The organism is Streptomyces ipomoeae 91-03 (assembly GCF_000317595.1).
In the GTDB taxonomy this organism is placed as follows: domain Bacteria; phylum Actinomycetota; class Actinomycetes; order Streptomycetales; family Streptomycetaceae; genus Streptomyces; species Streptomyces ipomoeae.
Genome location: NZ_AEJC01000341.1, coordinates 1 through 4,859, shown reverse-complemented (window position 1 = coordinate 4,859; position 4,859 = coordinate 1). Strand labels below are relative to the sequence as shown.

Genomic DNA, 4,859 nt, shown 5'->3' with positions numbered 1-4,859 from the left:
GGTAGCTGGCCGGGGCCCCGATGCCGTTGCCGGACGACACCATGAAGGGCACGTTGCCGGTCATCGCGGTGATCGGGGCGGCCGTGGCCACCGCCATGAACACCACGCCCAGCAGGCCGACCGCGTTGGGCTTGAGCCTGTGCACGGTGCCTGGGCTCGTGTCGGGTGCCTCGGGAGCGACGCCTTCCTGTACCGCCATCGGGTGGCCCCTTCCTGGTTGCCGTGATCGCCCGGCTCGCTGCCGTATGGACCTGCTGGACCGGAACTCTGTAGCCCGAATGAGTCGGCCAAGAGTCTCGGGGCGTTAAATGTTTGTCAACCAGACCTTTAGAAAAATTCTCGGTACGGCCGTCATCGTGATCCTTTTTCTCACCCGAACGGGGGCTCCAGGTTGGCGCTGACGGAGGGTCAGACCTCAACCACCACAGGCAGGATCATCGGCCTGCGTCGGTACGTGTCCGAGACCCACTTGCCCAGGGTCCGGCGGATGAGTTGCTGCAGCTGGTGAGGTTCGACGACGCCGTCTTGAGCGGACCGCTCCAGGACTTCGGTGATCCGCGGGATGACATCGCTGAAGGCGGAGTCCTCGATACCGGAACCGCGGGCCTGGATGTGCGGGCCGCCGGTGATCTTGCCGGTGGAGGCGTCCACGACCACGAAGACGGAGATGATGCCCTCGTCGCCGAGGATCTTCCGGTCCTTCAGGGCCGGCTCGCCGACATCGCCGACAGAGAGGCCGTCGACGTACACGTAACCGGCCTGGACCTTGCCGGCGATCTTGGCCTTGCCCTCGACGAGGTCGACGACGACACCGTCCTCGGCGATGACGATGCGGTCGTGCGGGACGCCGGTGAGGGCGCCGAGTTCGGCGTTGGCGCGCAGGTGGCGCCATTCACCGTGGACCGGCATCAGGTTCTTCGGGCGGCAGATGTTGTAGAAGTACAGCAGCTCGCCGGCCGAGGCGTGTCCGGAGACGTGGACCTTGGCGTTGCCCTTGTGGACGACGTTGGCGCCCCAGCGGGTCAGGCCGTTGATGACGCGGTAGACGGCGTTCTCGTTGCCGGGGATCAACGACGAGGCCAGGATCACCGTGTCGCCCTGGACGATGCGGATCTGGTGGTCGCGGTTGGCCATGCGGGACAGGGCGGCCATCGGTTCGCCCTGGGAGCCCGTACAGACCAGGACCACCTCGTGGTCCGGGAGGTCGTCGAGCGTCTTGACGTCCACGACCAGGCCCGGCGGGACCTTGAGGTAGCCCAGGTCCCTCGCGATGCCCATGTTCCGGACCATCGAGCGGCCGACGAAGGCGACCCGGCGGCCGTACTCGTGGGCGGCGTCGAGGATCTGCTGGATGCGGTGGACGTGGCTGGCGAAGCTGGCCACGATGATGCGCTTGCGGGCGCCCGCGAAGACCTGGCGCAGGACGTTGGTGATGTCCCGCTCGTGCGGGGTGAAGCCCGGCACCTCGGCGTTCGTGGAGTCGGAGAGGAGGAGATCGATCCCTTCCTCGCTCAGCCGTGCGAACGCGTGTAGATCCGTCAGACGGTTGTCCAGCGGCAGCTGGTCCATCTTGAAGTCGCCCGTGTGGACGACCATGCCCGCGGGGGTGCGGATGGCCACGGCCAGGGCATCGGGGATGGAGTGGTTGACCGCGACGAACTCGCAGTTGAAGGGGCCGATGCGCTCGCGGTTCCCCTCGGCCACCTCAAGGGTGTAGGGGCGGATACGGTGCTCCTGGAGCTTCGCCTCGATGAGGGCGAGGGTCAGCTTGGAGCCGATCAGTGGGATGTCCGGCTTCTCGCGCAGGAGGTAGGGAACGCCGCCGATGTGGTCCTCGTGGCCATGCGTGAGGACGATGCCGTCGATGTCGTCGAGGCGGTCCCGGATGGACGAGAAGTCCGGCAGGATCAGGTCGATTCCCGGCTGCTCCTCTTCAGGGAAGAGCACCCCGCAGTCGACGATCAGCAGGCGCCCGCCGTACTCGAAGACGGTCATGTTGCGGCCGATCTCACCGAGGCCACCGAGCGGGGTGACCCGCAGGCCGCCTTCGGGGAGGGGCGGCGGCGGGCCGAGTTCAGGATGCGGATGACTCAAAAGACTCTCCTCACCATGCGCGCCACGTACCTGTGGCACGTGGCGCGCATGACGTTCGTGCAAAAGCAGTTGTGGATGGGAATGCAGGCACCTTCGTCCTGCCTATTCAGTTGTGAAGTCAGGTGTGCCGCGCTGTGCGAAGTCCGGTGCTAGAGCTGTACCCCGCCGGCGGCAAGATCGATCTTGAGCTGGGCGGTCTCCTCGGGCGAAAGCTCCACCATGGGGGCGCGCAGCGGTCCGGCGGGCAGCCCCTGGAGGGCGAGCGCCGCCTTGGTGGTCATGACGCCCTGAGTGCGGAACATGCCGGTGAAGACCGGGAGCAGCTTCTGGTGGATCTCGGTGGCCTTCTGGACGTCGCCGGAGACGTACGCCTCGACGAGGGCGCGCAGCTCGGGGGTGACCACGTGGCCGACGACCGAGACGAAGCCGACCGCGCCCACGGAGAGCAGCGGCAGGTTGAGCATGTCGTCGCCGGAGTACCAGGCGAGGCCGGAGCGGGCGATGGCCCAGCTGGCGCGGCCGAGATCACCCTTGGCGTCCTTGTTGGCGACGATGCGCGGGTGCTCGGCGAGCCGGACGATCGTCTCGGTGTCGATGGGGACGCCACTGCGGCCGGGGATGTCGTAGAGCATCACCGGCAGGTCGGCGGCGTCGGCGACGGCCTTGAAGTGGCGGTACAGGCCCTCCTGCGGGGGCTTGTTGTAGTACGGCGTGACGACGAGGAGGCCGTGGGCGCCCACCTTCTCGGCGGCGCGGGCCAGCTGGATGCTGTGGTGGGTGTCGTTCGTGCCGACGCCGGCGATGATGTGGGCACGGTCGCCGACGGCTTCGAGGACGGCTCGTACCAGGTCCGATTTCTCCGCGTCACTGGTGGTCGGGGACTCGCCGGTGGTGCCGTTGATCACCAGGCCGTCGTTGCCTGCGTCCACCAGATGGGCGGCGAGCCGCTGCGCGCCGTCGAGGTCGAGTGCGCCGTCCGCCGTGAAGGGCGTGACCATGGCGGTGAGGACCCGCCCGAAGGGGGTCTGCGGAGTCGAGGTCGAAGCCATGGGTAACACGCTACTCGCTGCTCAAGGCGCGGTCTGCCCTCGGGAGGCAGGAAAAGTCAGGACAAATGCGGAGCCCGGCACTGCCTGCTCGGGGGTTCAAGCAGTGCCGGGTCCGTTTGATCAGGCTAGATGAACTTCGCGAAATGCCGCAATACGGACACTTCACTCGGCTGACTCGCACATCTGTGCCTGGCCGAAACACAGCTGTTCGCTAGGGGGCGACCCGGCCGTTCGCATTGAACGCGGCGTGCGTCAGCGGCATGAGCTTCGCCCACTCCGCCTCCATCTTCTCGCCGACCATCTCGATCTCCCGCTGCGGGAAGGACGGCACCTTGGCGAGCTCGTGCTGGGTGCGCAGGCCCAGGAAGTGCATCAGCGAGCGGGCGTTGCAGGTGGCGTACATCGAGGAGTAGAGCCCCACGGGAAGGACCGTACGGGCGACCTCCCGGGCGACACCGGCGGCCAGCATCTCCTGGTACGCCTCATACGCGTGAACGTACGAGTCCTCCGTGATCCGCGCGACCAGCTCCTGCTGCGCCCGGGTGCCCTCGACGAAGACGTACTTGCCGGGCCGCCCTTCCTGGACGAGCTTGCGGGACTCGCCGGGGACGTAGAAGACGGGCTGGAGCTCGCGGTAGCGACCCGACTCCTCGTTGTAGCTCCATCCCACCCTGTGGCGCATGAACTCGCGGAAGACGAAGATCGGGGCGCTGATGAAGAAGGTCATCGAGTTGTGCTCGAAGGGGCTGCCGTGACGGTCCCGCATGAGGTAGTTGATGAGGCCCTTGGAGCGCTCGGGGTCCTTCTTCAGCTCGTCCAGGGACTGCTCGCCCGCGGTGGAGACGCGGGCGGCCCACAGCACGTCCGAGTCGGACGCGCTGTGCTTCACCAGCTCGACGGTGACATCGCTGCGAAAGCTGGGTTTGAGGTCGTCGGCGGGGCTGTCGGTCACGGCTCGGGGGATCCTTCCCATCACTTCTCTCGGGCGGCGCCCACTCTACGGCCCGGCACCGACAGCGGGTCCGGATGGCCTGACTTGCACCTCCTTGTGCCACCGTTGGGCCCCGGCAAGTGGTGAGTGGGGGTGCGGCTCGGTAGCCTCAGCCGGCAAAACCGAGTGCGTGGAGTGAGTGAGGATCAGTCGTGCCCCTGCCCTTCCTGACCGCCGATCGCGCCTTCGACCAGGCAGTCGACCAGGCGCTGCCGTTCGACGACCGCGACCGCTGGCGGCGTCCCTACCGGCCCGGACCGTGGCGGGTGGGTGCGGCTGCGCTTCTGCTGCTGCTCGCCTCGTATGTGCTGGTGGCGGCGGTCATCATCACGGTGGCGGGAACGCCGACCGCGGGCGCGGTGTGCTTCGGGGCGGCGCTGTTCGTCATCGCCTGTGCGCTGCGGCTGCTGCGGGTGGGTACCTGGGTGAGCACGCGGGGCGTACGCCAGGTGGGGTTCTTCGGCACGCGTACGGCGTCCTGGGAGAACGTCGTCTCGGTTCGGACCGTGCAGCAGCCGGTGCGCTGGCTGGGGCTGCCGCGGACCGTGCAGGGGCAGGCGCTGCTGCTCGTCCGCAAGGACCGCGCGCCCGACGCCGTGCCGCCGCTGATGACCACGCACAACGCCGACTTCCTGGCCCGTACGGAGGCGTTCGCCCGGGCGGCCGACACGATTGAGGCGTGGGCCGCGGAGTACGGGCGGGGCTGATCGTTCGAACATGCGGGT

The 4,859-nt window shown here is 67.8% G+C and carries 4 protein-coding genes and 1 pseudogene; 1 reads left to right on the top strand and 4 read right to left on the bottom strand.

The window, feature by feature from the left end; all coding sequences use genetic code 11:
• From STRIP9103_RS22230 to thyX, 4 genes and pseudogenes are all read right to left on the bottom strand, one after another.
• Window positions 1–199: pseudogene (locus STRIP9103_RS22230) on the bottom strand (amino acid permease); the annotation flags it as partial.
• A gap of 209 nt (window positions 200–408) precedes the next feature.
• On the bottom strand, window positions 409–2,094 hold the full coding sequence (locus STRIP9103_RS22225; protein WP_009318614.1) for a ribonuclease J: 1,686 nt from the start codon (window positions 2,092–2,094) through the stop codon (window positions 409–411).
• 149 nt (window positions 2,095–2,243) lie between these two features.
• A complete protein-coding gene (gene dapA / locus STRIP9103_RS22220; protein WP_009318620.1) occupies window positions 2,244–3,143 on the bottom strand; it encodes a 4-hydroxy-tetrahydrodipicolinate synthase in 900 nt (299 codons plus the stop codon).
• A 211-nt stretch (window positions 3,144–3,354) separates the two neighbouring features.
• Window positions 3,355–4,095, bottom strand: coding sequence for an FAD-dependent thymidylate synthase (gene thyX / locus STRIP9103_RS22215; RefSeq protein ID WP_009318616.1), 741 nt, complete (start codon window positions 4,093–4,095; stop codon window positions 3,355–3,357).
• Window positions 4,096–4,286: 191 nt separating this feature from the next.
• On the opposite strand from thyX, the gene STRIP9103_RS22210 reads away from it, so the two are divergent.
• Complete coding sequence (locus tag STRIP9103_RS22210; protein WP_009318618.1) at window positions 4,287–4,841, top strand: PH domain-containing protein; 555 nt, start codon at window positions 4,287–4,289, stop codon at window positions 4,839–4,841.
• Window positions 4,842–4,859: the final 18 nt, after the last annotated feature.

What these genes read in the sequence shown, in the direction of transcription:
- dapA (WP_009318620.1), bottom strand. Translation starts at nt 3,143, where the DNA reads ATGGCTTCGACCTCGACTCCGCAGACCCCCTTCGGGCGGGTCCTCACC.